The sequence below is a fragment of the Nonomuraea gerenzanensis genome (genome assembly GCF_020215645.1).
Taxonomy (GTDB): domain Bacteria; phylum Actinomycetota; class Actinomycetes; order Streptosporangiales; family Streptosporangiaceae; genus Nonomuraea; species Nonomuraea gerenzanensis.
The window spans coordinates 653731-679021 of the sequence record NZ_CP084058.1; the positions used below are offsets into that span (position 1 = coordinate 653731).

26 protein-coding genes and 1 tRNA gene are annotated in these 25291 nt (G+C 67.4%); 7 read left to right on the top strand and 20 right to left on the bottom strand.

Annotated elements, in window-relative coordinates; genetic code table 11:
- Positions 1 to 32: 32 nt before the first annotated feature.
- Entirely contained in the window at positions 33 to 500 is a 468-nt protein-coding gene (locus LCN96_RS03330; RefSeq protein WP_225271113.1) for a hypothetical protein, read from the bottom strand.
- Entirely contained in the window at positions 500 to 1954 is a 1455-nt protein-coding gene (locus LCN96_RS03335; RefSeq protein ID WP_225271114.1) for a purine-cytosine permease family protein, read from the bottom strand. Before LCN96_RS03335 ends, LCN96_RS03330 begins: the two co-directional genes overlap by 1 nt.
- A gap of 110 nt (positions 1955 to 2064) precedes the next feature.
- On the opposite strand from LCN96_RS03335, the gene LCN96_RS03340 reads away from it, so the two are divergent.
- The gene (locus LCN96_RS03340; protein WP_225271115.1) at positions 2065 to 3474 is read left to right on the top strand and encodes an MFS transporter; all 1410 of its coding nucleotides are present in this window, start codon (positions 2065 to 2067) and stop codon (positions 3472 to 3474) included.
- Between the two features lie 92 nt (positions 3475 to 3566).
- Here the strand turns inward: LCN96_RS03340 and LCN96_RS03345 are convergent, their stop codons facing one another.
- Positions 3567 to 4550, bottom strand: coding sequence for an NAD-dependent epimerase/dehydratase family protein (locus tag LCN96_RS03345; protein ID WP_225271116.1), 984 nt, complete (start codon positions 4548 to 4550; stop codon positions 3567 to 3569).
- A 162-nt stretch (positions 4551 to 4712) separates the two neighbouring features.
- Between LCN96_RS03345 and LCN96_RS03350 the strand changes: the two genes are divergently transcribed.
- Positions 4713 to 6149, top strand: coding sequence for a sensor histidine kinase (locus LCN96_RS03350; RefSeq protein ID WP_225271117.1), 1437 nt, complete (start codon positions 4713 to 4715; stop codon positions 6147 to 6149).
- A 22-nt stretch (positions 6150 to 6171) separates the two neighbouring features.
- Complete coding sequence (locus LCN96_RS03355; protein ID WP_225271118.1) at positions 6172 to 6477, top strand: nucleoside triphosphate pyrophosphohydrolase family protein; 306 nt, start codon at positions 6172 to 6174, stop codon at positions 6475 to 6477.
- 46 nt (positions 6478 to 6523) lie between these two features.
- Here the strand turns inward: LCN96_RS03355 and LCN96_RS03360 are convergent, their stop codons facing one another.
- Positions 6524 to 8329 carry a bifunctional metallophosphatase/5'-nucleotidase gene (locus LCN96_RS03360; protein WP_225271119.1) on the bottom strand — a complete coding sequence of 602 codons (1806 nt, stop codon included), beginning with the start codon at positions 8327 to 8329 and terminating at the stop codon, positions 6524 to 6526.
- 107 nt (positions 8330 to 8436) lie between these two features.
- On the opposite strand from LCN96_RS03360, the gene mshD reads away from it, so the two are divergent.
- Positions 8437 to 9345, top strand: coding sequence for a mycothiol synthase (mshD, locus tag LCN96_RS03365; RefSeq protein WP_225271120.1), 909 nt, complete (start codon positions 8437 to 8439; stop codon positions 9343 to 9345).
- Here mshD and LCN96_RS03370 read toward each other — a convergent pair whose 3' ends face one another.
- The 3 genes from LCN96_RS03370 to dcd form a co-directional block, all read right to left on the bottom strand.
- Entirely contained in the window at positions 9346 to 10350 is a 1005-nt protein-coding gene (locus LCN96_RS03370; RefSeq protein ID WP_225271121.1) for an inorganic phosphate transporter, read from the bottom strand.
- 8 nt (positions 10351 to 10358) lie between these two features.
- Positions 10359 to 10976 (bottom strand): DUF47 domain-containing protein, encoded by a 618-nt coding sequence (locus LCN96_RS03375; protein WP_043625094.1) that lies wholly within the window; start codon positions 10974 to 10976, stop codon positions 10359 to 10361.
- Between the two features lie 252 nt (positions 10977 to 11228).
- Positions 11229 to 11804 carry a dCTP deaminase gene (dcd, locus tag LCN96_RS03380; protein ID WP_225271122.1) on the bottom strand — a complete coding sequence of 192 codons (576 nt, stop codon included), beginning with the start codon at positions 11802 to 11804 and terminating at the stop codon, positions 11229 to 11231.
- Between the two features lie 100 nt (positions 11805 to 11904).
- On the opposite strand from dcd, the gene LCN96_RS03385 reads away from it, so the two are divergent.
- Positions 11905 to 11978, top strand: a tRNA-Gly gene (locus LCN96_RS03385).
- Positions 11979 to 12079: 101 nt separating this feature from the next.
- Here LCN96_RS03385 and LCN96_RS03390 read toward each other — a convergent pair.
- The 8 genes from LCN96_RS03390 to LCN96_RS03425 all read right to left on the bottom strand — a co-directional run bounded on the left by LCN96_RS03390 (position 12080) and on the right by LCN96_RS03425 (position 19068).
- Positions 12080 to 13408 (bottom strand): tyrosine-type recombinase/integrase, encoded by a 1329-nt coding sequence (locus LCN96_RS03390; protein ID WP_225271123.1) that lies wholly within the window; start codon positions 13406 to 13408, stop codon positions 12080 to 12082.
- The gene (locus LCN96_RS03395) at positions 13408 to 13614 is read right to left on the bottom strand and encodes a helix-turn-helix domain-containing protein (RefSeq protein WP_225271124.1); all 207 of its coding nucleotides are present in this window, start codon (positions 13612 to 13614) and stop codon (positions 13408 to 13410) included. The genes LCN96_RS03390 and LCN96_RS03395 overlap by 1 nt, the downstream gene beginning before the upstream one ends.
- 12 nt (positions 13615 to 13626) lie before the next feature.
- Entirely contained in the window at positions 13627 to 15156 is a 1530-nt protein-coding gene (locus LCN96_RS03400; protein WP_225275915.1) for a helitron helicase-like domain-containing protein, read from the bottom strand.
- 178 nt (positions 15157 to 15334) lie between these two features.
- Entirely contained in the window at positions 15335 to 16744 is a 1410-nt protein-coding gene (locus LCN96_RS03405) for an FtsK/SpoIIIE domain-containing protein (RefSeq protein WP_372513647.1), read from the bottom strand.
- An 88-nt stretch (positions 16745 to 16832) separates the two neighbouring features.
- The gene (locus tag LCN96_RS03410; protein WP_225271126.1) at positions 16833 to 17135 is read right to left on the bottom strand and encodes a hypothetical protein; all 303 of its coding nucleotides are present in this window, start codon (positions 17133 to 17135) and stop codon (positions 16833 to 16835) included.
- Entirely contained in the window at positions 17132 to 17410 is a 279-nt protein-coding gene (locus LCN96_RS03415; RefSeq protein ID WP_225271127.1) for a hypothetical protein, read from the bottom strand. Before LCN96_RS03415 ends, LCN96_RS03410 begins: the two co-directional genes overlap by 4 nt.
- Positions 17407 to 17820 carry a plasmid replication, integration and excision activator gene (locus tag LCN96_RS03420; RefSeq protein WP_225271128.1) on the bottom strand — a complete coding sequence of 138 codons (414 nt, stop codon included), beginning with the start codon at positions 17818 to 17820 and terminating at the stop codon, positions 17407 to 17409. Before LCN96_RS03420 ends, LCN96_RS03415 begins: the two co-directional genes overlap by 4 nt.
- Positions 17821 to 18336: 516 nt before the next feature.
- Complete coding sequence (locus LCN96_RS03425; RefSeq protein ID WP_225271129.1) at positions 18337 to 19068, bottom strand: GntR family transcriptional regulator; 732 nt, start codon at positions 19066 to 19068, stop codon at positions 18337 to 18339.
- A 767-nt stretch (positions 19069 to 19835) separates the two neighbouring features.
- Between LCN96_RS03425 and LCN96_RS03430 the strand changes: the two genes are divergently transcribed.
- A complete protein-coding gene (locus LCN96_RS03430) occupies positions 19836 to 20735 on the top strand; it encodes a DUF5919 domain-containing protein (protein WP_225271130.1) in 900 nt (299 codons plus the stop codon).
- Positions 20732 to 21556 carry an inositol monophosphatase family protein gene (locus LCN96_RS03435; RefSeq protein WP_225271131.1) on the top strand — a complete coding sequence of 275 codons (825 nt, stop codon included), beginning with the start codon at positions 20732 to 20734 and terminating at the stop codon, positions 21554 to 21556. The genes LCN96_RS03430 and LCN96_RS03435 overlap by 4 nt, the downstream gene beginning before the upstream one ends.
- 127 nt (positions 21557 to 21683) lie before the next feature.
- Here the strand turns inward: LCN96_RS03435 and LCN96_RS03440 are convergent, their stop codons facing one another.
- The 5 genes from LCN96_RS03440 to LCN96_RS03460 all read right to left on the bottom strand — a co-directional run bounded on the left by LCN96_RS03440 (position 21684) and on the right by LCN96_RS03460 (position 25140).
- On the bottom strand, positions 21684 to 22223 hold the full coding sequence (locus tag LCN96_RS03440; RefSeq protein WP_225271132.1) for an SMI1/KNR4 family protein: 540 nt from the start codon (positions 22221 to 22223) through the stop codon (positions 21684 to 21686).
- A gap of 657 nt (positions 22224 to 22880) precedes the next feature.
- Positions 22881 to 23240, bottom strand: a complete 360-nt coding sequence (locus LCN96_RS03445) for a PIN domain-containing protein (RefSeq protein ID WP_225271133.1) — start codon at positions 23238 to 23240, stop codon at positions 22881 to 22883.
- 193 nt (positions 23241 to 23433) lie between these two features.
- Positions 23434 to 23892: a helix-turn-helix domain-containing protein gene (locus LCN96_RS03450; protein ID WP_225271134.1), complete on the bottom strand. Its 459-nt coding sequence runs from the start codon at positions 23890 to 23892 to the stop codon at positions 23434 to 23436.
- A 484-nt stretch (positions 23893 to 24376) separates the two neighbouring features.
- Positions 24377 to 24643: a tyrosine-type recombinase/integrase gene (locus LCN96_RS03455; protein ID WP_225271135.1), complete on the bottom strand. Its 267-nt coding sequence runs from the start codon at positions 24641 to 24643 to the stop codon at positions 24377 to 24379.
- Positions 24640 to 25140 (bottom strand): site-specific integrase, encoded by a 501-nt coding sequence (locus LCN96_RS03460; protein WP_225271136.1) that lies wholly within the window; start codon positions 25138 to 25140, stop codon positions 24640 to 24642. Before LCN96_RS03460 ends, LCN96_RS03455 begins: the two co-directional genes overlap by 4 nt.
- Positions 25141 to 25291 lie beyond the last annotated feature (151 nt).

The window sequence follows — 25291 nt, forward strand, 5'->3', positions numbered from 1 at the left end:
CTGCCTGTCACTCCAGGCCCGGCACCGGTGCGTCACTCGCGGTCGGCCTCGGCGCGCAGCGCCTTGCAGGCGAGCGCGAGCAGCGTCACCACGACCGCCGCGACACCGGGCCCGACCAGCAACGGCGTGGTCAGCTCACCCGCGTGCCAGGCCGCCGCCACGATCGCCGCCGACGTCAGCACCGCCACCCCGAACATCGCCCCCCACAAGGGCAACACGCTCAGGTACGCGTACAACAGCGGAAAGGCCACCCACACGAACGCCGGCGCCGCCACGGCCAGCACCACCCACCCGCCGGTCACCAGCCCCAGCCACACCGGTGCCACGACGGCCCTGCCCTGGACGGCGGGGCCCACGGCGTACAGCAGCCCGAGCAGCACACCCCCCACCGCCACCCCGGCACGGTCCTCGCGCAGCATCCCGACCACGGCGATCGCCAGCAGCCCGCAGGCCGTGACATGCACCGCCCATCCCAGCATCCGCAACGGTACGTCAGTCATCAATCACTAAGCGTAACTGCACGGCGAGGCCGCACCACAGCGGTGATCACGAAGTACAGCGATCCCGCCAGCACGAGCGCGATCACCACCCCGATGTTCGCCGTCCCGAACGTGCCGGTCCGCAGCTCGTCGCTCATCAGGAACCCGACGACCCTGGCGATGTTCGGATCCGCCGAGGTGATCAGCCCCAGCCCCGCGATCGACGCCACGACCAGCGACACCAGGCCCTGCCAGTTCAGCGCGGGCGCGCCCGCCCGCAGCAGCCGCTCGTCGTAGGCCCGCCCGCCGGCCCGGAATCGCCACATGTCCACCAGGAAGATCGCGACCCAGGCAGCCATCACCACCCCGACGATCGCCAGGAACGCCTGGAACGTGGCCAGGAAGCTGGTGGAGACGAACAGCAGGTAGTAACCGCCGAGCACCATGAGCAGCCCGTCGATCAGCACCGCGTAGTGCCGCCTGACGGGCACGCCGAGCGCCAGCATCGACAGCCCGGACGAGTAGATGTCCATGATCGCGCCCGCCAGGAAGCCGCCGACGGCGGTCAGCAGGTACGGCACCAGGAACCAGGTCGGCAACGCCCCCGCCAGCGCCGCCACCGGATTGGCCCCCGCCGCCTCGGCCAGCGTGGGATCGCCCCCCACCAGCAGCACCCCGAACACGAGCAGCACCAACGGCGGCAGCGCGCCCCCGAGCGTCGTCCACAGGGCCACCGAGCGCCCCGGGGAGCCGGCCGGCAGGTAGCGGGAGTAGTCGGCGCCGCAGTTGACCCAGCCCAGGCCCAGCAGCGTCATGGCGAAGATGATCCCGCCCGCCCAGCCGCCGGCTCCCGACGTGGTCTCCAGCGCGCCGATGCCGAGCCTGGGGACCATGAGGACCAGGTAGACGACGGTCAGCACGATGAACGCGTACGTCAGGTAGCGCTGCACCACCATGATCATCGCGTGGCCGTACACGCCGACCGCGATCACCACCACCGCCGCGACGGCGAAGCAGATCGCCGTGGCGGTCGTGGGCGGCACGCCGGGCTCCAGGGCCGCCGTCTCCTGGAGCCCCGGCCCGAGCCGTTTGATGATCTCCGCGCCGCTCTGCGCCGCGAGCGTGACGAGCACGATCTCCCAGCCGACATTCGAGACGTACGAGAACAGGGTGGGCAGCTTGTTGCCGTGGAAGCCGAACGGCGCCCGGCCCAGCGTCATCGTCGGCACCCCCGACCTGGTGCCGCCGACGGCGACCAGGCCGACCAGCAGGAACGACAGCGCGTACCCGATCGCCCCGGCCACGATCGCCGGCACCACGCCCAGGCCCAGGCCGACGACGTACACGCCGAACGCCACCCCGAACAGCGACAGGTTCGAGCCCGCCCAGGGCCAGAACAGGTCTCTCGGCCTGCCGTGCCGCTCCCCTTCCGGTACCGCGTTGATCCCGTTCTGCTCGACCGTCATCGTGCCCATGAGCGGACGTTACCCATCCTTGGCGAAGAAGCGCACCTTTCTCCGGCAGCGGGCAAAGAAACGGCTGATGAGCGATATCTCCGGGTCACCGGGGAAACATGTGCGGGGTGATGAAGGAGGAGGAATCCGGCACCGACCCGCGACGGCGTGCGCTCGTCGTGTGCCTGATCTCCGCCTTCATGACCGGGCTCGACGTGAGCATCGTCAACGTCGCGCTGCCCTCCATCCGCGACGGGCTCCATGCCAGCGACGACGGCCTGCAGTGGACGCTGTCCGGCTACGCCCTCACCTTCGGCCTGCTCCTGGTCCCCGCCGGCCGGCTGGGCGACGCCAGGAGCCGCAGGACGATCTTCCTGTGGGCCGTGGTCCTGTTCACGCTCTCCAGCGCGTTCTGCGGCTTCGCCTGGAACATGAACGTGCTGATCGCCGCCCGCCTCGTGCAGGGCATGGCCGCCGGGATGCTCAACCCGCAGGTGTCGGGGCTGATCCAGCAGATGTTCCACGGGTACGAGCGGGGCCGCGCCTTCGGCGCGCTCGGCGCCACCATCGGCGTCTCCACGGCGGCCGGGCCCCTGATCGGCGGGGCGCTGGTGACCGTGTTCGGGGCCGACCACGGCTGGCGGTGGGTGTTCCTGGTGAACCTGCCGATCGGGCTGGTGCTGCTGCCCCTGGCCTACCGGCTGCTGCCGCGCCCGCAACTCGTGCACACGCGGCCGGAGAGCATGGACCTGGTGGGGGTGCTGCTGCTCGGGGTGGGTGTGGCGGGGCTGCTGCTGCCCTTCATCCAGCGGCACCAGTGGGAGGGGGCGGGCAAGTGGCTGCTCGTGCCGGGGGCGGTGGTGGTGCTGGCCGGGTTCGTGACGTGGGAGCGGTTCTACCGGCGTGAGCCGCTGGTGAACCTGGAGCTGTTCCGCAAGCGGTCGTACAGCCTGGGGTCGGTCATCGCGTTGTTCTACTTCGCCGGGTTCACCGGCATCTTCTTCATCTTCACGCTGTACCTGCAGAGCGGCCACGGCTACAGCGCGCTGCTGGCCGGGCTGGCGATCACGCCGTTCGCGCTCGGCTCCGCCTCGGCCGCCATGCTCGGCGGGCACCTCGTGTCGCGCATGGGGCGGCGGCTGGTCGCCATCGGGCTGACCATGGTGATCGTCGGGCTGCTCGCCACCATGGGCGCCACCGCGCTCGTGCCCGGCGCGGGGGTGGGGCTGGCGACCGCGTTGCCGCTGCTGGTCGCGGGCATGGGCAGTGGCCTGGTCATCTCGCCCAACCAGGCCATCACGCTGTCGGAGGTGCCGCCGTCGGAGGGTGGGAGCGCCGCCGGGGTGCTGCAGACGGGGCAGCGCCTCGGGTCGGCCATCGGCATCGCGGCGGCCGGGACGACGTTCTTCGGGTCGCTGGGCGAGGGCTGGGCGACGGCCTTCCGGCACGGGCTGGTCGTGGTGCTGTCGTCGGTCTGCATCGCCCTGGCGGCGGCCCTGTACGACCTCATCCGCAGCCGCCACGACCGCCCGCCGTCCTGAGCCGCCACGACCGCCCGCTGTCATGAGGCGCCCGCCGTCATGAGGCGCGCGCCGTCCTGAGCCGCCCGCCGTCATGGACCGCCCGCGCCGTATCAAGACCCCAGAATCCGCGCCTCCAGCTCCGGATCGAGGCCCTTGAGCGGCCGATCCGCCCGTTGCGGCGCCTTCCCGCCGAGGCCGCGCAGCCAGGCCCAGGTGTCGGCCACCGTCTCCAGCACCGGCCGCAACCGCAGCCCCTGCGCCACCGCCTTGCCGACGTCACCGCCGTGCATGAAGTCGTAGTCGCTGCCCACCAGCCAGAACGGCAGCCCCACCCACGGCTGCACCCCGGCCGCCAGCAACCGCTCGCCCTCGATCCAGCGCAGCTCGGCATCGGAGCCGGTCACCTTCACGCAGGCCTCCAGCACGTCCCGCATCGTCGTCGAGCCCAGCGGGGACACCAGGTTGAACGCCCCGCCGACACCCCGCTCCGCCGCCTCCAGGCACCACACCGCCAGGTCGCGGGCGTCGATGTACTGGATGCCGCGATCCGCCGGCGCGGGCGCCACCACGGGCCCGCCACGGGCGATCCTGGTCAGCCACCACGGCAGCCGCCCGACGTTCTCGTGCGGCCCGATGATCAGCCCCGCCCTGGCCAGCAGCGCCCGGTCGCCGAACGCGGCCACGGCTCCCAACTCGCCGCCCGCCTTGTTGCGCGCGTAGTCGGCCTCGCCGTCGCCGGCCGAGGCCGCCACCACGGGCGCGCTCTCGTCGGCGCCGAACGGCACCGGCTCGGCGTAGACGGACCTGCTGGAGACGTAGACGTAGGAACCGGCCCGGCCGGCCAGCAGCGTGGCGGTGTCCCTCACGGCCGAGGGCGCCCACGACCACGTGTCCACCACGACGTCCCACTCGCCGCCGCGCTCCAGCGCCGCCAGCCCGCCGGGCGCCGTGCGGTCACCCTGTAACACCGTCACCCCGGCGGGCGGCTCCTGCCTGCCCCGGTTGAACGTCGTCACCTCCCACCCCAGCGCCAGCGCCTCCTCGACGAACACCCGGCCCACGAACCCCGTGCCACCCAGCACCAGAACCCTCATGGCACCCCACCCTGCCCGCCGCACCACCCGGCCGGAAGGCGTGCACGCCGTCAGCGGAATCGCCTGGAGCGAAACAAGTACGGAGAGTATCCGTCGGTCATGTTGCGCGCGTCAGGGGCGGGTAAATGTCACAGACAGTGAGGACAGGAAGGCGGGACGGGATTGACACGACGGCTCCATCCGGGCTCGGCCGCAGCGCTCCCGCCGCGCTCGATCGGCGGGTTCCTGCCGCGCTCGATCGGAGCGCTCCTGCCGCGTTCGATCCGGGCGCGGATGACCACGGCGGCGACGCTGGTGGCGGCGGCGGTCTTCCTCGGCGCGTCGGCCCTCACGCTGGCCACCGTGCCGGAGAACCTGCACGGTGCCGTGCATACCAGGGTGGAGCTGGCCATCCGGCGGGTCGCCAGCGACGCGCGTACCGGAACCCTGCCGGCGGAGCTGCGCACGCCGGCGCGCGTCCAGCTCCTGCGCGCGCTGTCGCAGACCGGCGAGGTGCTCGCGAGCAGCACGGCCTTCCCCCAGGACGCCCGGGTCGACGCGTTCAGACCGAAGAGGCCGGAGTCCGTCGAGACCACCGAGCTGGACCTGGCCCGTCACCCGGAGGAGCCCAGGAGCCGCCACCTGCTCATGGCCATCACCGTGCGCTCGCCGCGGGGCCCCGTCACCGTGCAGGCCGCCTCCTCGCTCGCCGACGTGGACAGGGCGCTGATGTGGATCCACCTGATGGTGTTCGTCGGCACGCCGCTCATCCTGGTCATCGTCGCCGTCCTCACCTGGGCCGCGGTCAGCTTCGCGCTGCGGCCCGTCGGGCGCGTGCGCGCCGAGCTGGCCGAGATCACCGGCCAGGACCTCAGCCGGCGCGTCTCCGTACCGCCCACGGGGGACGAGATCGCCGACCTGGCCGACACCACCAACCACACGCTCGACCGCCTGGAACGCTCGGCCGAGACCCAGCGCCGCTTCGTCGCCGACGCCTCGCACGAGCTGCGCAGCCCCATCTCGGCCCTGCGCGCCCAGCTGGAGGTGGCCAACGACTACCCCGACGAGACCGACTGGCCGGCCACGGGCGCGCGGGCGCTGGCCGCCGCCGACCGGCTGACCGGGATCATCGACGAGCTGCTGATGCTGGCCAAGCTCGACGCGGGCGCGGTCACGCAGCGCCGCGTGGTGGACCTGTGCCGGGTGGCCGAGGAGCAGATCAGCCGCCGCGCGGGCGGCCGGGTGCCGATCCACCTGCACGCCTGCGCGTCGGCGCCGGTGTTCGGCTCGCCCGTCCAGCTCGACCGCCTGCTGACGAACCTGCTCGACAACGCCGCGCGCCACGCCGCGTCCAGGATCGACGTCGGGGTGACGGTACGGGGGGACAGCGTGGTCGTGACGGTCACCGACGACGGCGACGGGATCGCGCCGGAGGACAGGGAACGGGTCTTCGAGCGGTTCACCAGGCTGGAGAGCGCCAGGGCCAAGGACAAGGGCGGCAGCGGCCTCGGGCTGCCCCTGTCGCGGGAGATCGCCACGGCGCACGGCGGCAGCCTCATGGTCGCCGACCACGGGCCGGGTGCCCGGTTCGTCGCCGTCCTTCCGCTGCACCGCGGCTGAGCAGCGGCCTAGACTCGGCGGCATGCACCTGCGCGAGCTCTCCGAGGAGATCGAGTCCATCTCACGGCGGTACGCCGATCACCTCGGCATCGAGCGCGACGACACCTGGTTCCTGCTCAAGCTGCAGGAGGAGGTCGGCGAGCTGACGCAGGCGTTCCTCATGCTCACCGGCAGGGCCAGGACGAAAGGGCGCACCGGCGCGCAGCTCGACGCCGACTTCCGGGCGGAGCTGGCCGACGTGATCTGCCACGTGCTGCTCATGGCCCGCCATCACGGGGTGGACCTGGAGACGGAGATCGCGCGCAAGTGGCTGCGCTGGGAGCGTTAGGCACGGCCCCCGCCGCGGCGGGCGGGGGCCTGCGCTCGTCAGCGGGTCACTTGATGAAGGTGATCCGGTCGGCGGGAGAGGGGCTGATGGGCGAGTGGGCGCCCAGGTAGGCCGTGAACGTGTCCAGGTCGATCGGGCCGCTCCACGTGTCGCTGCTCTGCGTGAACACCGAGAAGCCGTCGCCGCCGCCCATGAGGAAGTTGTTCGCAGCGATCTTGATGGACTGGGTGTCCGTGACCGGCGTCCCGTTCAGCTTGATGTCGGACACGCGCGAGCCCACCGGCTTGGTCGTGTCGAAGGTGTAGGTGAGCGAGGACGACACCTGCAGGATGCGGTGCGAGATGGCGCCCGTGGTGGGGTTGGGCGTCCAGACCTGCTGCTCCAGCAGGGCCTTGAGCTGCGCCCCCGTGTACGTCCTGACCTGCACGATGTTGCTGAACGGCTGGACCTCGAACGCCTCGCCGTAGGTGACGACGCCGTCGCCCTCCGAGCCCTTCTGCGCGTACGTCAGCGACGTCCTGATGCCGCCGGGGTTCATCAGCGCGATCTCGGCACCGCCCGCCTTGGCGGCTTCGAGCTGGGAGTCGGCGATGAGGTCGCCGAGCGCCGTCTCCGGCTTCGTGGTCGCGGCAGAGCTGTTGTTGACCACGTTGGAGATGTCAGCTGTGATCGTGCCGAGCTTGCGGTCGGCGACTTCGGCGCTGCGCGCCTTCCACGCCTGGACCTGCTGCTCGACCTGCTGGTCAGGCGTGACCGTCCGCGTGACGACCTTGTTGTCGGCCTGCACCGACGACCGGATCACGTCCTTGGTGCGCTTGTCGATCTGCAGGTCGATCTGGGTGAGCACCCGCCCGAAGGAGGACCCCTGCGTGTAGTAGCGGTCCTGGCCCGCCGGGTCGGCGGTCTTGCAGATGTAGGCCTGGTGCGAGTGGCCGCTGATGACCAGGTCGATCTGCGGGCTCAGCTCCCTGGCGATGCGCGAGCCGGCGTTCGCGGTGTTCACCGAGCAGGCGTCCGGGCTCTGGTTCGGCGTGATCGAGTCGCCCTCGTGCACCAGCACGACCTGCGCCTTGACCCCCTTGCGCGCCAGATGGGCCGAGGCCCTGTTCGCCGCGGCGACCTCCTCGGTGAACTGCAGGCCCTTGATGCCCTCGGCGGTGACGATGGTCGGCGTCGTCGCCGTGACCAGGCCGATGAAGCCCACCTTCACGCCGTTGATCGTCTTGACGTAGTAGGGCGGCAGCGCGTACTGGTCCGTGCCTTCCTTCAGCACGTTGGCGGCGAGGAAGTCGAAGTCGGTGCCCTTCCACTCACCCGCGGGCGAGCAGCCGTCCACGGGGTGACAGCCGCCGTTCATGAGGCGCCGCAGCTCGGTGTAACCCTCGTCGAACTCGTGGTTGCCCGCGGACGTGGTGTCCAGCCCGAGCGAGCCGAGCACCTCCAGCGTGGGCTCGTCGTGGTAGGCGGCGGAGATCAGCGGGGAGGCGCCGATCAGGTCGCCGGCTGCCAACAGCAGCGTGTTCCTGTTCTGCGCCTGCTTGATGTGCGTCGCCAGGTACGAGACGCCGCCGGCGATCGAGTACTTGCCGCCGGCGATGCCGGTCAGGGTGCCGTCCGTGTCGACCAGGGGCCCGTCGGGGTCGAGGATGCGGCTGGAGGAGCCGGACGGGGGCTCCAGGTTGCCGTGCAGGTCGTTGATGCTGAGCAGGCGGACCGGGACGGTCTGCCTGCCGTGCTCGCCGCGGTCGCCGTGGCTGCCGCTGGAGGCGACGGCGGGTGCCACGGCCAGGGCGATCCCGGCCGCGGCCGCGGCTCCGGCCGAGAGCAGCCGGAGGAGGGTGCGTGACGTCATGACAGGAACGTTACGGCGTGACGCTATGCAACAAATGTCTCAAAGGTAACGATTGACGGGAGTACCTGATGGCACTGTTCGCCATTGGTACGCCTAGAGTTCGACCTGTGGGTGCGCACGTGAAGATCAGGGAACGGCTGGGCGACCGTGACGTCGCCGAGGTGCTGGACGTCGTCGAGAAGGCCACCGAGGCGGACGGCGTCCGCCCGCTCAACGAGCACGTGATGCTCCATCTCCGCTACGGCGGTGATCCGCACGCCAGGTCGTTGCTGTTGTCGACCGACGACGGCACGCTGGCGGGCTACGCGCACGTGGACCCGACCGACGAGGTCGAGGGCCCGAGCGTGGAGCTGGTCATCCACCCCGCCCACCGCAGGCAGGGCCATGGCGCGCGGCTGCTGCGTGCCGTGCTGGAGCTGACGGGAGGCACCGTGCGGCTGTGGGCGCACGGCGACCACGCCGGAGCGGGCGCGCTGGCCGCGTCCTTCGGCTTCGAGCGGGTCCGCTCCCTGTGGCAGATGCGCCGCTCCCTGTTCGCCCCGCTGGCGTCCTACACGCTCCCGGACGGGGTGACGCTGCGCGCGTTCGTGCCCGGGCGCGACGAGGAGGCCTGGCTCAAGGTGAACGCCGCCGCCTTCGCCCACCACCCCGAGCAGGGCGCGTGGACGATGGACGACCTGCTGCTGCGCGAGCAGGAGCCCTGGTTCGACCCCGAGGGCTTCATCCTGGCCTTCCGCGGCGACCGGCTGGCCGGCTTCCACTGGACGAAGATCCACGGCTCCTCCGACCACGGCCACGAGCCGCTGGGCGAGGTCTACGTGGTCGGCGTGGACCCCTCCCAGCAGGGCACCGGCCTGGGCCGCTCGCTGACGCTGGCGGGCCTGAACCACCTGCGCTCGCGTGGTCTCGCCCAGGCGATGCTGTACGTGGACGAGACCAACACGGCGGCGATCAGGCTGTACGAGTCCCTCGGGTTCAACCGGTGGGACGTGGACGTGATGTACGCTCCCGCGTGATCACTCGACGATGGCGTGCAGGATGAAGTAGGAGACGGCCGCCACGATCGCGGCGGCGGGGATGGTCAGGATCCAGGCGGTCACGATGTTGCCCGCCACGCCCCACCGCACGGCGCTGAGCCGCTTGGTGGCGCCCACACCCATGATCGCCGAGGTGATCGTGTGCGTGGTAGAGATGGGCGCCCCGAACCCGATGGCGGCCCCGTACAGGACGGTCGCCGCCGCCGACTCCGCGGCGAACCCCTGCGGCGGGTCCAGCGCGATGATCCGCCGCCCCAGCGTGCGCATGATGCGCCAGCCGCCCGCGTACGTCCCGAGCGAGATCGCCCCGGCCGCGGCCAGGATCACCCACTGCGGGATCGGGTCCGTGGGCTGGGCGAACCCGCCGACGACGAGCGCCAGGAAGATGACACCCATCGTCTTCTGCGCGTCCTGCAGGCCGTGCCCGAGCGCCATGGCGGCGGCCGAGACGGTCTGCGCGTAGCGGAAGCCGCGGTTGGTCCGGCCCGGCTGGCTGTTGCGGAAGATCCAATATATTGCGATCATGATCAACGCGGCCAGGGAGAACCCGACCAGCGGTGACAGGATCATCGGGATGACCACCTTCTCCAGGACGCCGTCCCAGTGCACCACGCTGGCCGAGGCCAGCGCGGAGCCCACCAGGCCGCCGATGAGCGCGTGACTGGAGGAGGAGGGCAGGCCGAAGTACCAGGTGATCAGGTTCCAGGTGATCGCCCCGATCAGTCCCGCGGCCACGATGACCAGGCCGTGGGAGCCGTCCGGAGCGTCGATGATGCCCTTGCCCACCGTCTGGGCGACCTGGGTGCCCAGGTGGGCGCCGATGAAGTTCATGGCGGCGGCCATGAACAACGCGGCCCTGGGGGTCAGGGCCCGGGTCGAGACGGAGGTGGCGATCGCGTTCGCCGCGTCGTGGAACCCGTTGGTGTAGTCGAAGACCAGGGCGATGACGACTACACCGATGACGAGGCCGAGCGTGAGGTCCACTGTCGGGCCTAGCTTTCCTTGACCGCGATCGACTCGACGGTGTTGGCCACGTGCTCGAAGGCGTCGGCCGCCTCTTCGAGGGCGTCGACGACCTCCTTCATCTTCATGACGGTGAGAGCGTCGTACTCACCGCTGAACAGCTTGGCCAGCAGCCTCCGATAGACCTGGTCGCCCTGGTTCTCCAGGCGGTTGACCTCGATCCAGTACTCGTTGAGGTTCTTCATCGACCGCAGGCGCGGCATCGCCTCGGCGGTCAGCTCGGCCGCCCGCTCCAGCACCTCCACCTGGCGCACGACGTCCTTGGGGAGGTGGTCGAGCTGGTAGAGGACGATGAGGTCGGAGGCGGCCTCCATGGCGTCCATCACGTCGTCGAGGTTGGAGGCCAGCCGGTAGATGTCCTCGCGGTCGAACGGAGTGATGAAGCTCTCATTGAGCCGGTTCATGATCGCATGGGTGCGTTCGTCGCCGGCGTGCTCGCAGGCGCGCATCTTCTCGGCCAGGGCCTCCCTGTCCGAGCCGTCACTGATGATCTCCACCAGCAGACGGGATGCCGTGACCAGGTTGTTCGCCGAGTCGGCGAACAGGTCGTAGTAGCTGTCCTCACGTGGCGTGAGACGCAGACGCACGTCGTTCTCCAGATGTGCGGGGATGGTCCGTGGAAGAGGGTATGGCTAACCAGGCGAAATGCGAACTTCATGTCCCCTTCGCCTACTGGCTACCCGACGTATGTTGTACGACACCGCTGAACCGCGTAGTTTTAGGCGGTTTTTTGCTGCTAGCGCCTACTTTGGAGCCGCCCGTAACCCCTCACCCGGGCATGAAGAGGCGGGTGAAGACACCCGGGAGTCCCCGAGTGTTCATCTACTGTTCATCTTTGTTCAGATCGTCGTCCGGTGGAAGTTCCGGAACGACCGGGACGGCGTGGGGCCCCGCTGCCCCTGGTAACGCGAGCCGTACTTGCTGGACCCGTACGGGTGCTCGGCGGGAGAGCTGAGCCGGAACACGCACAACTGCCCGATCTTCATCCCGGGCCACAACTTGATCGGCAACGTCGCCACGTTCGACAGCTCCAGCGTCACGTGCCCGGTGAACCCCGGATCGATGAACCCGGCCGTCGAATGCGTCAGCAACCCCAGCCGCCCCAGCGAGCTCTTCCCCTCCAGCCGCGACGCCAGATCGTCGGGCAGACTGACGACCTCGTAGGTGGAGGCCAGCACGAACTCACCCGGATGCAGGATGAACGGCTCGTCCCCCTGCGGCTCCACCATCCGCGTGAGATCCGGCTGCTCGACGGACGGGTCGATGTGCGGGTACCGGTGGTTCTCGAACACCCGGAAGAAGCGGTCGAGCCGTACGTCGATGCTGGACGGCTGGATCATCTCCGGGTCGAACGGGTCGATGCCCAGGCGGCCGGCTTCGATCGCAGCGAGGATGTCACGGTCAGATAGCAACACGGTGAGCAACTTACCGGTCTGGTCCGAAGAGTGTGGGGCTGGGATTGCTGTTGTGGGGCAAGTTTCCGCTACAGTGGGGGGCGCAGCCTTCGTGGTTCGCGCGGGTGTAGTTCAATGGCAGAACATCAGCTTCCCAAGCTGACAGCGCGGGTTCGATTCCCGTCACCCGCTCCAACTGGTGAGGCCCAGGTAGGGACATGAATCCCGACCCGGGCCTTGATTGTTTCCGGACTTGTTCGATCTTCGCGGGCCATTAACGGGCCATTAGCTCTTGATCACCCTGCTGGGACCAGCGCGCCCGCCGTGCCCTCGTCGTCGTCATCGTCCCGTGCTTCGAGTTGCCGATCGATGGCGTTAGTGATCGCCTCGTCGGCTCCTCTGACCGCGTGCTGGTAAATCATGGCCGCCCGTACGTTGTCGTGCCCCATGCGAGCCATGAGGTCCTTGAGGCCCGCGCCGGACTCGGCGGCCAGCATGTTGCCCGTGTGCCGCAGATCGTGGAAGTGGAGTCCCGGCAGGCCCATCTCCGAGACGACGTCCACCCATTGTGTGCGGGTGTTGAAGCCGCTGCGGCGTATCGGGCCGCCCTTGGCCGCTGGGAACATGAGGGCGCCCGGCTCGTCCTGGACGTAGGTGTTCATGTGCTCTTGCAGGACGGGGACGATGCTCTGTGGGATGCCGACCGTCCGGCGTCCGGCCTTGGACTTGGGAGGTCCCAGCACCAGCCCGCTTGCGGAGCGCTCGACGAAGGCGACCCGGACGCGGACCGTACGTGCCTTGAGATCGACGTCCATCCGGCGTAGTGCGCTGACCTCACCCCAACGCAGGCTCGCGAAGGTGGCCAGCAGCACCATCGCACGGAACCTCCGGTCCTGGGTGGAGTCGGCCTTTCCATCCATGGCCATCTTCCACAGTGCACGCTCAGCCGCCGCACGCGCGTGGAAGATCTCCGGATGGGTACGCATCGCGCCGTGCCGTTGGAAGCGCAGCCGGTATGCCCCGTCCTTGATCTTGCGGACATTGCCGATCGGACGTAGCCCGACCCGGTCGGCCAGTTCGAACACCTGGGAGACAGTGAGCACGGGACGCTCTTGTGCGTGCTCGTCGCCTGCTCCGCGGATCCGGCACGGATTCTGTGGGATGACGCGGTCGTCGGCGGCGGTCATCAGTACGGCTCGCAGCAGCCGGTACGCCTTGGCCGCCATGCTCACCGATACTCCGTTGTCGAGCAGGTCAGCCCGCCACTGCCGAACGGCCGAAGTGCTGATCTTGGCTATCGGGACGCTGCCGAGATGTGGCGTGATGTGCTTCTTGAGCAGCCAGCGATAGAGATCGACGGTCCGGGGACGCAGGCCGGGGCGTTGGGCGATCCAAGTTTCGGCGTAGTCGCGCAGCTTGACCTTGCCGCGTTCTGGATCGTTCCATTCGCCCTTGATGATCTGTGCCTCGATGAGTGACAGCGCCCGTTCCGCGTCGGACTTGCGTTCGTAGGTGTCGGTGCCCGTACGCATCCGGCCGTCCGGTGCGGGATAGCGGATCTGGTACCGCCCGGACTCCCGCTTGCGGATGTTGCCGAAACGGCGGTGGTTCTCCTTGTTGGCCATCAGGCGGCCCTCCCGGTTGCGTCGAAGGTCGTCATGGGCGCGACGGTCCCAGCGACGACGAAGGCGATCAGTGCGGACTCTCGGATGCGGACGTGCCGCCCGACCTTGACGAACTCGATCCGGCGTTCGGCGATCAGTCGGCGGACGAAGCGAACCGAGGTGCTGAGCAGTTCGGCCGCTTCCGGGACGGTGAACAGTTGGTCCAAGATCTCCTCCTCTCAGGCTGCCTGCGGAGTTGCCGAAAGTTCTTCGAGCCGCCTCAGGTGAGCGCGCCATCGCTGCCGTTCGGCGATGGACCTGAGGAGCCGGACGCCGATCGGAGCGACCTCGGGATCGCCCGGCCTGACCGGTTGCCAGACGTAGCGGTGTGGGTCGGTGGGTTCGTCGGCCTGGCCGAGCGCTTCCAGAACCCAGGTGCGGCGGTCTTGCTTGTGTTCGGCGAGCGTCTTGTTGCTCCACTTCCGGGAGACGAGGACCCGGCGACCGGCGTAGCCGAGGTGTTCGGGCTTGTGAGCCTTGGACCGGCAGCGGCCGGGAACCATCCCCGGCTTGGCGTTCTTGGGCTGAACGCCGTACCGGAGCCAGTTCGGGCAGGTCGGTGAGCACGGCTCGTAGCGAAGGGCATCGACGAAGCGGGCCGCGTGCTCCCGCTGAGCCTGACCGTCCAGGGTCTCGCCGAGGCTCTTCGTCAGGTACTTGGACAGGTACCGGATGCACTGATCGGCGTCCGGCGACCCGGCGAGCACGCCCTTGACGTCCACCTGATCGCCGAAGCGGATCACGTGCATGGGCTCGTCGCCGAGCTGGTCGAGAGCTTCGTCCCAGGTGGGCAGGACCTCGCCCGTGTCGGGGTCCACGTAGCCGTCGTTCCAGATGGGCAGGTGGTCACCCTCGAAACGGGCTTCATCGGCCTGAGGCCACCAGACCTGGTGATAGGTCGCCGCCGCGATCTGCTTCATCTCGGCGCGCGGCAGAGTGCCCCGGACGGCCATGTGCAGGTGCGGGGCGAGTCGCTTCTGAGGCTCCACCGTGGCGAAGTACTGCACGTCGTAGCCAGCGACCCGGCGAAGGTTCTGCACGAACCGGTCCACGAGCTTGGAGAAGTGCAGCGCGTCACGAGCCGCCCGAACGTAGTCGTACGTGTCCGGATCGACGGGAGCGCCATTCATGATCTTGCCGTAGCTCGGCAGGGTGAGCGTGACGAACAGAGAAGGCCGGTAGGTCTTGCCGTCCGCCCCTTCAAAGGTCCGGCCCAGGGTCGTGCTGGCCATCTTCCGCTTGGGCAGGTCAGGTGCGTCCTGGCGGCGCTTGGTCGAGCGGACCCGCTTGGAGCCCGTGCGGCCCAGCACGTTCCCGCGCATCCCGGCCTCGTTGATCTCGACGTCGAGCCCGGTGAGCACAGCGTCCAAGTCGGAGGTGTCGCCGCCGGCCTTTTCCTCCTCGTCGCGCTTGGCCTGCATGTCGGCCCGGAACTCGACGAGCCAGCGCTGCCCATCGGTCGCCTTGTCGGGCGTGATGATCGGCTCCTCATCGAGGTGCCATCCCTCCCGGCACTGCGCCATCCGAAGCTGCCGGTTGCGCTTGGCGCACGGAGGACACTTGCTATCCAGCGGCGAGCCGCACGGGACATCGACGATCTCTGACTTGCCGGTCGTCATGTCGAGCCGCTTGAGCGCCACGGGACGGATGCAGACGCCGTGAAGCTTGGCGATCTCCTCGGCCACGTCGCGGGCGAGCGGTTGAGCCATGCGGATGGCTCGCGGAGTCTTGCGGTCGATCAACGAACCTCCTCTCCAACCTCGGGGAACGTGAGCGCGATCTGTCCGCACTCGGAGCACTCGACCAGGCCGCGCATCGCGTCGAGCCAGAGGACATTCAGCACGCCGCAGGAGGCGCAGCGGAGGCCGTCGAGAAAGTGAGCCAGTGTCATCGGACCTCACCGACCATCGCGCGGATGTCATCGTCGGAGACGTACGCGGCCCGGACGCGAATCGGATCAGGACTGGTCTCCAGCCGCACGTACCCGACGCCCGCTCCCCGCTCTGGACGAGGAGAGATGCGATCGGCCAGCGCACCGCGATCTCTAGCCCCGTCACCGAGCACCATGTCCACCTGCTCCGATTCGTCGAGCCGTAGAGCGATCTTGTCCGGGAAGAGGTTGCGAATGTTCATGACCTCCTTGCGAGGGTCCTGGAGAGCCGCCAGGACGCCAACGCCGACCGCGCGTCCCTGAGTGGTCAGCGTGGCCAGAGCAGCCGAGATGCGCTGCCTGAGCTGCCTGTCGGACTGGTAGGCGGTCAGGAAGGCCACCTCATCGACCACGACCAGAACGAACGGGTCGTCGAGAGTGGGTGTGTGTGATCGCTGAATCCCGGCGAAGCGAGCGGCACGCTTCTGCATGACACTCACGGCCTCGTCGAGCAGGTCAGCGCAGTCAGCGGGATCAGCCGCGTACCGGCCGCCGAAGAGAGCCCTGCCGTACGACAGCTCCATCAGCTTCGGATCGAGCGCCCAGATCTCGACCAGGCCCGCATGCATGGCAGGCATGAGGCCACGAATCGCTGACCAGATGATCGAGCCCTTGCCCGCCCCCGTGGCCCCGGCGACGAGGACATGAGTCCCGTGCAGCCGGAGGAGCCACGGCGAGCCGTCCTCTTGCCTGCCGATCTCGACCGCCCCGACAGTCGGGGTATCCGGGATCGGTAGCGCTGCAATCGGCGTGGCCAGCGGATCGTGACGTGGGAAGGTCAGCACGAGCTGACCGGCCCTGGCCACCGCGACCCGACAACTTTCCGACCCGAAGCCGTGGGACAGGTTCTCGATCCTGTCGGACCAGTCCTTGACCGCTTGGCCGTCGAGCATGCGGACGGTGAGCCGATCGGCCCAGGAGTCGGAGGTGACCTTGACCAGCCGCGGAACGTACTCTCGTCCGCGTATGTGCCGAGCCAGCCCGGCGACGGTCATGACCGGTTGCCAGTGCCGCCGATAGATCCAGAACCAGCGTGCGAAGGCGACCAGCCGCCAGCCGATGCACCGCGCGAACGTCGGCCTGTCGAGGATCGCCCAGGCGCCCATGGCCACGAGAGCGGGAACGACGAGCAGCAGCGCGACGCGCCAGCCGTACACGAGGCAGAGCCCAGTAGGAACGGCGATCGCCGCCAGCGCGACGGGATGCCGCCAGACCAGACGGAAGAGGCCGGCTACGAACCGGGCGATGAAGATGACCAGAGTGATGATGGCCGGGGTCTGCACCACGGCCGGTTTGAAGACCACCGCCGTGTCAGGGGTGGTCGAGACGATGCGGTGCGGCTCGTCGCCGGGCATTCTCTTGAACATTAGGGTGAAGTCCTTCCATGCATGTCGCGTGTGTGCGGAAGACCGAGGGGCCGCCGGAAGTTGCCGCTTCCTGCGGCCCCGCTGAGCATCAGGCCGCCTCGCCGTCGGTGGCCTTGCCTGACTCGCCGGAGTGCAGCCGCTCGCAGTCAGCCAGATAGCGAGCGGCGGCGTTGAAGATCTCGCGAGCAACGGTCAGGTCGTCGTCGGTCACCGGTCCCGAGGTCGAGACGGTCACCGAGGCGGCCGAGGTGTCGAGGTCGAAGCAGGGCCTGCCGCTCTCTCCGAGCCAGGCGCGCGCCCGCAGTTCCACCGAGCAGAAGGCGATACTGAACCGTGAAGGCTGATCGGGACGTAGGGAGACGGTGACGTAGATGTACGGGCTGAGCGTCATCGACCTGCCACCCCCAGCCCGTTCGGCAGGCCGTGGAACATGCGCTCCACCGCTCCGGCGAACATGGCGGCCTCTCGCGCCAGAGTCCGAGCAAACTCGACGTCGTCGAGGGTGACGTGATCGTTGGCCGACGTGGTGACGAGCACCTGCGTACCGCCGAAGATGAGCCCCAGGACCGGCGACCGCTGCGGGTACGGATGGTTCCGTGCGTCAGCGCCCTGACCGACCTTGAGCGCGATCGTGCTGACCGGACGGGCCTTCCGCCGCCCCATCACGCCGCGTCCTTGGCAGCGGTCGTCGCCCTACCGGCCGGACGAGGAGCGCGCATCTCGCGCACCTTGATCGAGTACGCCAGCCTTCCGGCCTGGTTGACGTACGGCGTTGCGGTCATGTGGTCGAACTCGACCGGCGTGAACGGCAGTCCGGCCATCGGGGCCGGGGGAACCGGCTGCACCGGGCTGAGAATCTTGACGGAGACGGTCTTCTGAGCCGCCTTGAGTGTCGGGTCGGCGTCCATGACGCTGACCTGCCAGACGAGCTCTCCGCTCTGCTTGTCGCGGGTCTGGACGAAGCGCCCGTTGATCGAGGCGTCGAAGTCCTTGACGGGCTCGACGTCCCCCACGATGTAGCAGCCGTGCGGGAAGACCATGTCGAACGTGACGGGGATGGGACCTTGCAGTGCCATGAGGCTTACTCCTAGCTAGTCGTCTTGTCGCTAACTCGTCTTGTCGAGTTGTCATGAAGGTACCCGCAGGTCAGGGACTTGACAACACGAGTTAGCGGGATTTCTTCAAGATCTTTTATGAGGCCATGACAAATCCATCCATAAGCCATTGCGGCATAGCGGATGGATCGGTTTAAATGACGATCAACTCCACGTGATCTCCAAAGCTCGTGCGGGGACCATGTGGCAGTCGCGCCGATATGGGACCGTGCAAGGAGTACGAGATCTCGAAATTACGGTACGACCTCAACCACGCTCGCGACATGTCGATCAGGAGCGAGCCCGACGACGAGCCCATGGGGCTACCACCAGGCGTGCGGGGGACGCGGTGGATCGAAGTCGCCAAGAGCAAAGCACGCAATCGGCAGCTAGCCAGACACAAGCTGACCGAGAAGGAAGAGAAAGCCCTCATGCGGAGAATCGCGCGAAGCCGGGCCTGGAAAGAGGAACAAGAACGCCGCAGAAACGGACTATGAGTTAGAGGGAGTAGGAGTCCTCTAGCTCATGGAGGTCGCCGGGTAGAACGAGGTCCACGACAAGCACGGGCCGTCCTCCTCCGTTGAAGACACTGGCCAGCACCCCGAGAACGGGCGCGTTCTTGCGGACCTCCATGAGCTTGGCTTCGTCTGACGAAGGGTGTCGAGCGCTCAGCCGCTCGACGACGTGCTGAAGCTTGACACCCTTGCTCGCCCGAAGGTGCTCTCTGATGCCAACGGTGAGTGGCTGGGCTTCACCGAGCTGTGTCTCTTCGGCCTGATGCGCCGGGCACCACACGGTGAACAGGTCAGTCGGCCGCTCATCGTCGCGAAAGAGAACCCGACGCCGCACCACCGCGGATCCCTCCGGCACGTCCAGAAGCTTCGCGACCGCAGCGCTGGCTGCGAGCGATCCAGCCTCGATGACAGTGCAGTTCTCGTCCACCTCCACGCGGTCGAGGACGGCCCTGCCCGGACGGGGAGTCTGGTGAGCGGCGCCTGGTGGGGCGGCCTTCACGAAGGACCCCTTGCCGTGCTCCCGTTCGATGACTCCACGGAGCTGGAGAACTTGGAGGGCGCGAACGACGGTCGGCCGGCTCACCCTGAACTCGCGGACGAGTTGCGTCTCGGAGGGCAGCAGAGAGCCGGGCGGATAGGTCCCGTCCGCGATCTTCTGCCTGATCGTCTGCACGATCTGGGCGTACTTCGGGGGCGCGAACTCTTCGGACGACATGACGACCACCCAACAACTCGACTTGTCGTAAAGCCTAGTTCGAGTTGGACAGCCTGTCTTCCCCTCGGCTACAGGAAGCGTACGAGCTGGTGGAGGAACCATCTGACTGCGCCACAGACAGCCCCTCCACCAGCACCAAGACGCGACGCAATGGCACCCCTGAACTCGCCATCCGCCGCGCCCGCCTATCGAGCCTCACCATTGAGGAGAGCAATCCAGACGTCTTGCGCCTCCTTGGACCGCCAGCGATACGTCTCGTGAATCTGCTGCACCACTCCATCGAGACGCGTAGTCCGACGGATGTAGACAAGGCCACCCTCACGACACCGTTCGTAGATGACGTCCTCGCACTCGCAGGTGAACTCGATCACGCGCGGCGGACCCTGCTCGCGTACCACCTCCCGCCAGACCAGGCGCATGCAGTTTGGCCGAGGCGGACCCACGTGAGGCGCAGAGCAGCCGACGTAGACGTTCACAGCAGCGCACCCGCCCGTCCGGTCCCGCTGCACCGCCAGCAGTCATCGCGGTGTCGGTCATCAGGAGCGGTATCGCCTGAGTTGTTCTCGGCCACCACCACGGCCCGGCGGAGGCTGATGTACTTCCAGCCTCGCCCTGAGCAGGAGTTACACGGCGCAGTCATGCAACGAGGATTGCCCGAGGACTTGTCACGTCTCGATCGCTCGCGAGTACCGTCTGTAATCGCCTCGTCTCTTTTCGTCTCCTCTTGGTCTCGTCCGAGCCCGTCTCTGTCGCTAACCTGGGCCTATATGGCACCCCAGCCCGAGGCGCGGATCATGACTGACCAGCCGATCCTGTTGAAGACTCTCCTGACGCAACGCCATTGGCAGACCTACAGCACATTCTGTAAGGAGTACGACAAGGCGGCCAAGAAGGTGGACCCGTCGTTGCAGGGCGGTTGGCCGAGCCGGGCACAGCTCCACCGATGGCTGAACGGGGAGCTCAAGGGCTTGCCGTACTCAGGCCACTGCCGCGTCTTGGAAGCGATGTTCCCGGGCAGGTCGGTACATGAGCTGTTCACCACGAACGCCCTCGAGATCCCCGCACAGAGAACAGATCCGGAGCCAGCCAGAAGCGCCGGCCCCGATACCGCCGCCTGCGCCATGCCGCAGATGGCCGATGTAACCGCGGTCTTCAGTAGCCGCTCGGCCTTCTCCTCCGCATACCCGGCATCATCGATGTTCGACGACGCGAAGGAGATCAACGCAGCAGGCCTGTCGCTCAACATCCTCTGCCAGAGCTATCCCGATCATCAGCTCAAGCGTCTGCTCGACTCAGGCACGCGCATCCGCTGCCTCTTCCTCGACCCGAAGGGCCAGTCGATCCGCGCCCGCGAAGCAGAAGAGGGCTACACCGACAGCACCCTGACGACCCTAACGGCGCTCAACATCAGCATGCTGACCAGGCTGCGCGATCGGCTCGACACCACGTCGGCCCAACGCCTTGAACTCCACGTCTACGACGAGACGATCCGATTCAACCTGATCATCGTGGACCGAGGGTTGTGCGTGGTGCAGCCGTATCTTCCACAGGCGCGCGGAGTCGATTCACCTACCTTTGTGATCAAAGACAACACCGCCGCAGAGGGGCTGTTCCCCATCTTCGACCAGGTGTTCAGAGATATGTGGGAGCGGAGCAAACCCGTATGACCATCGACGCCAGGACTGTTCTCCCCATCGCTGAACGTGCCGTGTCGATCGCCAGCCAGATCATCCGCACCAAGGCTCCCGGCGTCATCACGGCCAAGGGCGACCGGGACATGGCGACAGAGGTGGACTACGCCGTAGAAGATGCAGTAAGGGAATTCCTGTCTCGCGAGACGCCCGAAATCGGATTCCTGGGCGAGGAGGAAGGCGTCAGTCGCCTGGGCGACGGCCTGATGTGGGCGCTGGACCCGGTAGACGGAACGGCCAATTTTCTACACGGCATCCCGCTCTGCGGTGCCTCCCTGGGGCTGATCGACAAGGACACGCCCACACTCGGTGTGATCGACCTGCCGTTCCTCAACCTCCGCTACTCGGCGGCTGAAGAGTCCGGCGCTGTCGCCAACGGATCCGCGATTCAGGTGAGCGATGCCCGCGAGTTGCAGAGTGCGATCGTGGCGATCGGCGACTACGCCGTGGGGGAGAACGCTGACGAGCGCAACCGGCCGCGGCTTGCCCTGACCCAAGAACTCGCCGCTCGTGTCCAGCGCATCCGGATGTTCGGCTCAGCCGCGATCGATCTCGCGTGGGTGGCGCACGGCAGGATCGACGCCACCATCATGCTCAGTAACAACCCGTGGGACACCGCAGCAGGCGTCATCATTGCCCGAGAAGCGGGAGCAACGGTGATCGATCTCGACGGCAGTCCGCACAGCATGACCGCCCAAGCGACCATCGCCGCAAGCCCCAAGCTTGTAGCCGACCTCGTGGAACTCATCGCCGAGACCCGCAAGGCAGTGGTGCTCGACCGGAACATTGCCGAATAGCTCTTGTAGGTATCAAGAGCGGCGCTCCGCGCCGCCGCGTGGCCCGGGCGCGGCCACACGCTGCGCGTGCGGCCTGGGGGCCGTTCTCGCGCGCGCCCGCGCCCGGGCCACGCAGATGGAGATTCCGCTAGTCCGGTGCCTCACAGATCAGGGGATGTTCTTCAGACCCGGCGCTGAATGCCCAGCTACCGAACCGAGCCCCGGAGGCCCAGCCCACCAGCCACTCTGTCATGGTCTCCTGGACAGGCGAATCCTCATCGTGATGTCGAGCGACGATCATAATCGGCCACTCCTCAGGCTTACCCACCGTCATCCAGCCCATGACGTCGCCGTCGATGGTGCAACCCCACTCAAAGAAACCACCTGGCTCCGGCCACATAGCGAGCCGAAAATCTTCAGGCGAGTCCTCCCGGAGATCTCGGTAGTCGTCCATCCACTCCGGGACATGAGCGAACTGCTCATCAGTGAGTGTCCGAAAGTCGAAAACGCGAAGCCATCGGGCGAACTCGCAGTCTCCGTATCGCTCGACGAAGGCGATGTAGTCGGGCGGAAGACGGAGATCGAGAGCCCGGAAGACCTCATCCCAGCTACGGGTGCCATAAATTGGTGATGCGGGCGGGGGAACGAGGGAACTGAGGCGATTGAGCGCTGCAGGGTCGTAATCCACGGCACCGACTGTAACCACGTGCACTGTCAAAACCATGCCTCCGGCGGGGCGCTCCAGCTCCGGGATGATCGCCGTGCTGGGATCGAAACCGTAGGCGGCTGAGGTGGAAGCCTGATCATCCCGCCCGCCATCGACCCGGGGCAAGCCGAGCAGACCAGGGCCACGGGTACCAGATCGTTCGTCCGGTGGGGCGCTCCATCTGGTACCCGTGGCCCTGGCCCGCTTCCCCTTCGGGCGGGCCGACAGCAGACGGGATGATCAGCCGGGCGAGGCGTGCGCGTTGCGCCATAAATGCCAGGTCACGGGCTGATCGCCAGGCCATTAGCGGGCCATTAGGAGAGGTGAAGAGGGGTCAACCACGGTCACTCAGGACCGGCTTCCCGCCCAGCTCAGCGCCCCAGTGGGCTGTGATCGATGCAGTTCCCAAGCTGACAGCGCGGGTTCGATTCCCGTCACCCGCTCTCATTGTGAAAGCCCAGGTGGACCGATGGATTCGATGTCTGGGCTTTGATCTTGTCGGGGCTTGGTTTCGCTGTCGTGCCAGAGTCGTCCGAGACAGTTGATCTTGCCGTGATCGCCCGACTGGTTCGAGTGCTCGGCCGTCGTCGTCAGTCCCTGCGTCGTCGCCGGGCTTGAGCCCTTGCTTGACGAGTTCGCTCAGCTGCGCAGGGCCGCAACCGCTTCGACGAGGCCGGCGCGCTCCAGAGCGTCGAGAACGTCATAGATAGTCTGTGGCGGCTGAGTGCGTGAGTCCGCGATCTGTTGCACGCAAGCCCAGACGACGCGGTCATCGAAGTCAATCTGATCAAGGACGAAGTCGTCCGGGCTTTTGGCTTCTACGCCCCATGTGGCCAGCGTTTCGACTGGGAAGTCCCGCAGGTTCGACGTCACGATCACCTGGGCGTGCGCCTTGATGGCCGCAGCCAGCACGTGCCTGTCGTCAGGGTCTGGCAGCTTAAGACCCTCGATGATCGGTTCGTACCCTTCGACAATGCAGTCGGGGACGGCGTCAATCACCAGTTCGCGCAGCCGCTCCAGCTTGGCTGGAGCGATATCTGGCAGCTTCGCGGCGAGGTTCGCTGTACCTCATCCAGGATCGCGTGCGTCCACTTGGCCTGAACCAGGCCAGATTGCGCTAGCCGGATCAGCAGGTCCCTTTGCGTGTTGCCGAATAGGGCGTTGGCATCGTAGATCACGACAAAAGGCATGACTACAGCCCCAGCTCCTGGCCTAGTTCGCTCAGCTCGTCGGCCGCCCCTCTGCGCTTAACGGAGTCCTGACGCTTGTACTCCATGAGGTCGTCATGCCGGATGCGTCGATGTCTGCCGACCAGCCGGTACGGGATGGCGCCGGCCTCCAATAGGCCGATGAGATACGGACGCGAGACATTTAGCATGGCCGCTGCTTGCTGTGTCGTCAGCTCCGCGTGCGACGGCATCACCTGCACGCCTCGCCCCTCGGCGACCTGAGCAAGGATGAAAGCCAGCATCGACACGGCTTCGCGCGGGAGGACCAAGGCGTCGTCGCCAACCACCTCTGCCGCAACCTCGATGGTCTTTTCCTCCGGATGTCGCATCAGGTACTCCTTGATGCGACGTAGGGCTCGCTCTGACTGCTCCTGGTCAAGGCTGCCAGGTTTGATCGAGCTTGCGAGTTGCGTTCCTGTCATGTGTCTATCCTTCCCCGCTGTAAGCGAAGTATCCGCAACAAGCGCAGCAAACGCAAGCGGCTGGCTGCCGATCTCGGCCTACCTGAGCTGGCGCTGTCGCCAACGGATCTGACATCCGGGTGGGCGATGCCCGTGAGCTGCAGACCGCAATCGTGGCCATTGGCGACCCATAGTGGGGACGGGATGATCAAGCGGACAGGGTGCGGGCGTCGCGCAAGAGATCCTGGATCGCGGGCTGATCGCCCGGCCATTAGCGGGCTATTAAGAGGGGTGACGAGGGGTCAACCACGGTCACTCAGGACCGGTCTCCCGCCCAGCTCAGCACCTCAGTGGGCTGTGATCGATGCAGTTCCCAAGCTGACAGCGCGGGTTCGATTCCCGTCACCCGCTCTCAGCCAGAAAGCCCAGGTAGACCGATGGACTCGGTACCTGGGCTTCGTTGTTTCTAAGGCCGTTGATCTCCGCGTGCCATTAGGGCTCGTGGTCATCCGGCGGGGACCAGCAGGCCGGGCGGGTCGTCGTCGTTCTTGTCGCGTGCCCGTTCGCGCCCGATCAGGTGCTTGTCGATGGCTTCGGTGATCAGCTTGTCGGCTCCCCGGACGGCGTGCTGATAGATCATCGCGGCGCGGACGTTGTCGTGTCCCATGCGTGCCATGAGGTGCTTGAGGCCCGCGCCCGAGTCCGCTGCGATCATGTTTCCCGTGTGACGGAGATCATGGAAGTGCAGCCCCGGAACACCGATCGCTTTCACCGCCTCGACCCATCCCGAGAGCTTGTTGAATCCGCTCCGCGCATTGGACCGCCCTTGACCCCGGTGAAGATCAGCGCTCCCGCGTCAGGCTTCACGTAGAGCCGCAGGTGTTCTTTCAGGGCCGGGATGATGGCCTGCGGAATGCCGACGATGCGCTTGCCCGCCTTGGACTTGGGCGGACCAAGGACCAACTCGCCAGTGGAGCGTTCCACATAAGCCAGGCGAACGCGGACCGTACCCGCGTCGAGGTCGAGGTCCGCTCGGGTCAGCGGGGTGATCTCGCCCCAACGCAGGCTCGCGAAGGTGGTCAGGAGCACGAAGGCCCTGTATCGCCGATCGTGCGTGCTGTCGGCCTGCCCGGTGTCGATCATCCGCCACAGCGCCCGCTCGGCTTCTGCTCGCGTCGGGAAGACCTCCGGGTAAGTCCGCATCTCACCGTGCCGCTGGAAGCGGATGCGGTGTCCTTCGCCTCTCTTGAGTGCCCGGATGCTGCCCACTGGGCGACGCCCCATCTTGTCCGCCGGCTCGAAGACCTGCCCTACGGAGAGGACCGGTCGTTCCTCCGCGTGCTCGTCGCCGGCCCCGCGGATTCGGCACGGGTTGCGGAAGATGATCCCAGGACGCGGAACACACCGAAGCTCCCGGTCG

Coding starts and splice junctions, on each gene's coding strand:
- LCN96_RS03330 (WP_225271113.1), bottom strand. CDS start 500: ATGACTGACGTACCGTTGCGGATGCTGGGATGGGCGGTGCATGTCACG.
- LCN96_RS03335 (WP_225271114.1), bottom strand. CDS start 1,954: ATGGGCACGATGACGGTCGAGCAGAACGGGATCAACGCGGTACCGGAA.
- LCN96_RS03340 (WP_225271115.1), top strand. CDS start 2,065: ATGAAGGAGGAGGAATCCGGCACCGACCCGCGACGGCGTGCGCTCGTC.
- LCN96_RS03345 (WP_225271116.1), bottom strand. CDS start 4,550: ATGAGGGTTCTGGTGCTGGGTGGCACGGGGTTCGTGGGCCGGGTGTTC.
- LCN96_RS03355 (WP_225271118.1), top strand. CDS start 6,172: ATGCACCTGCGCGAGCTCTCCGAGGAGATCGAGTCCATCTCACGGCGG.
- LCN96_RS03360 (WP_225271119.1), bottom strand. CDS start 8,329: ATGACGTCACGCACCCTCCTCCGGCTGCTCTCGGCCGGAGCCGCGGCC.
- LCN96_RS03390 (WP_225271123.1), bottom strand. CDS start 13,408: ATGGCCAACAAGGAGAACCACCGCCGTTTCGGCAACATCCGCAAGCGG.
- LCN96_RS03400 (WP_225275915.1), bottom strand. CDS start 15,156: ATGGCTCAACCGCTCGCCCGCGACGTGGCCGAGGAGATCGCCAAGCTT.
- LCN96_RS03405 (WP_372513647.1), bottom strand. CDS start 16,744: ATGTTCAAGAGAATGCCCGGCGACGAGCCGCACCGCATCGTCTCGACC.
- LCN96_RS03410 (WP_225271126.1), bottom strand. CDS start 17,135: ATGACGCTCAGCCCGTACATCTACGTCACCGTCTCCCTACGTCCCGAT.
- LCN96_RS03420 (WP_225271128.1), bottom strand. CDS start 17,820: ATGGCACTGCAAGGTCCCATCCCCGTCACGTTCGACATGGTCTTCCCG.
- LCN96_RS03425 (WP_225271129.1), bottom strand. CDS start 19,068: ATGTCGTCCGAAGAGTTCGCGCCCCCGAAGTACGCCCAGATCGTGCAG.
- LCN96_RS03430 (WP_225271130.1), top strand. CDS start 19,836: ATGGCACCCCAGCCCGAGGCGCGGATCATGACTGACCAGCCGATCCTG.
- LCN96_RS03435 (WP_225271131.1), top strand. CDS start 20,732: ATGACCATCGACGCCAGGACTGTTCTCCCCATCGCTGAACGTGCCGTG.
- LCN96_RS03450 (WP_225271134.1), bottom strand. CDS start 23,892: ATGACAGGAACGCAACTCGCAAGCTCGATCAAACCTGGCAGCCTTGAC.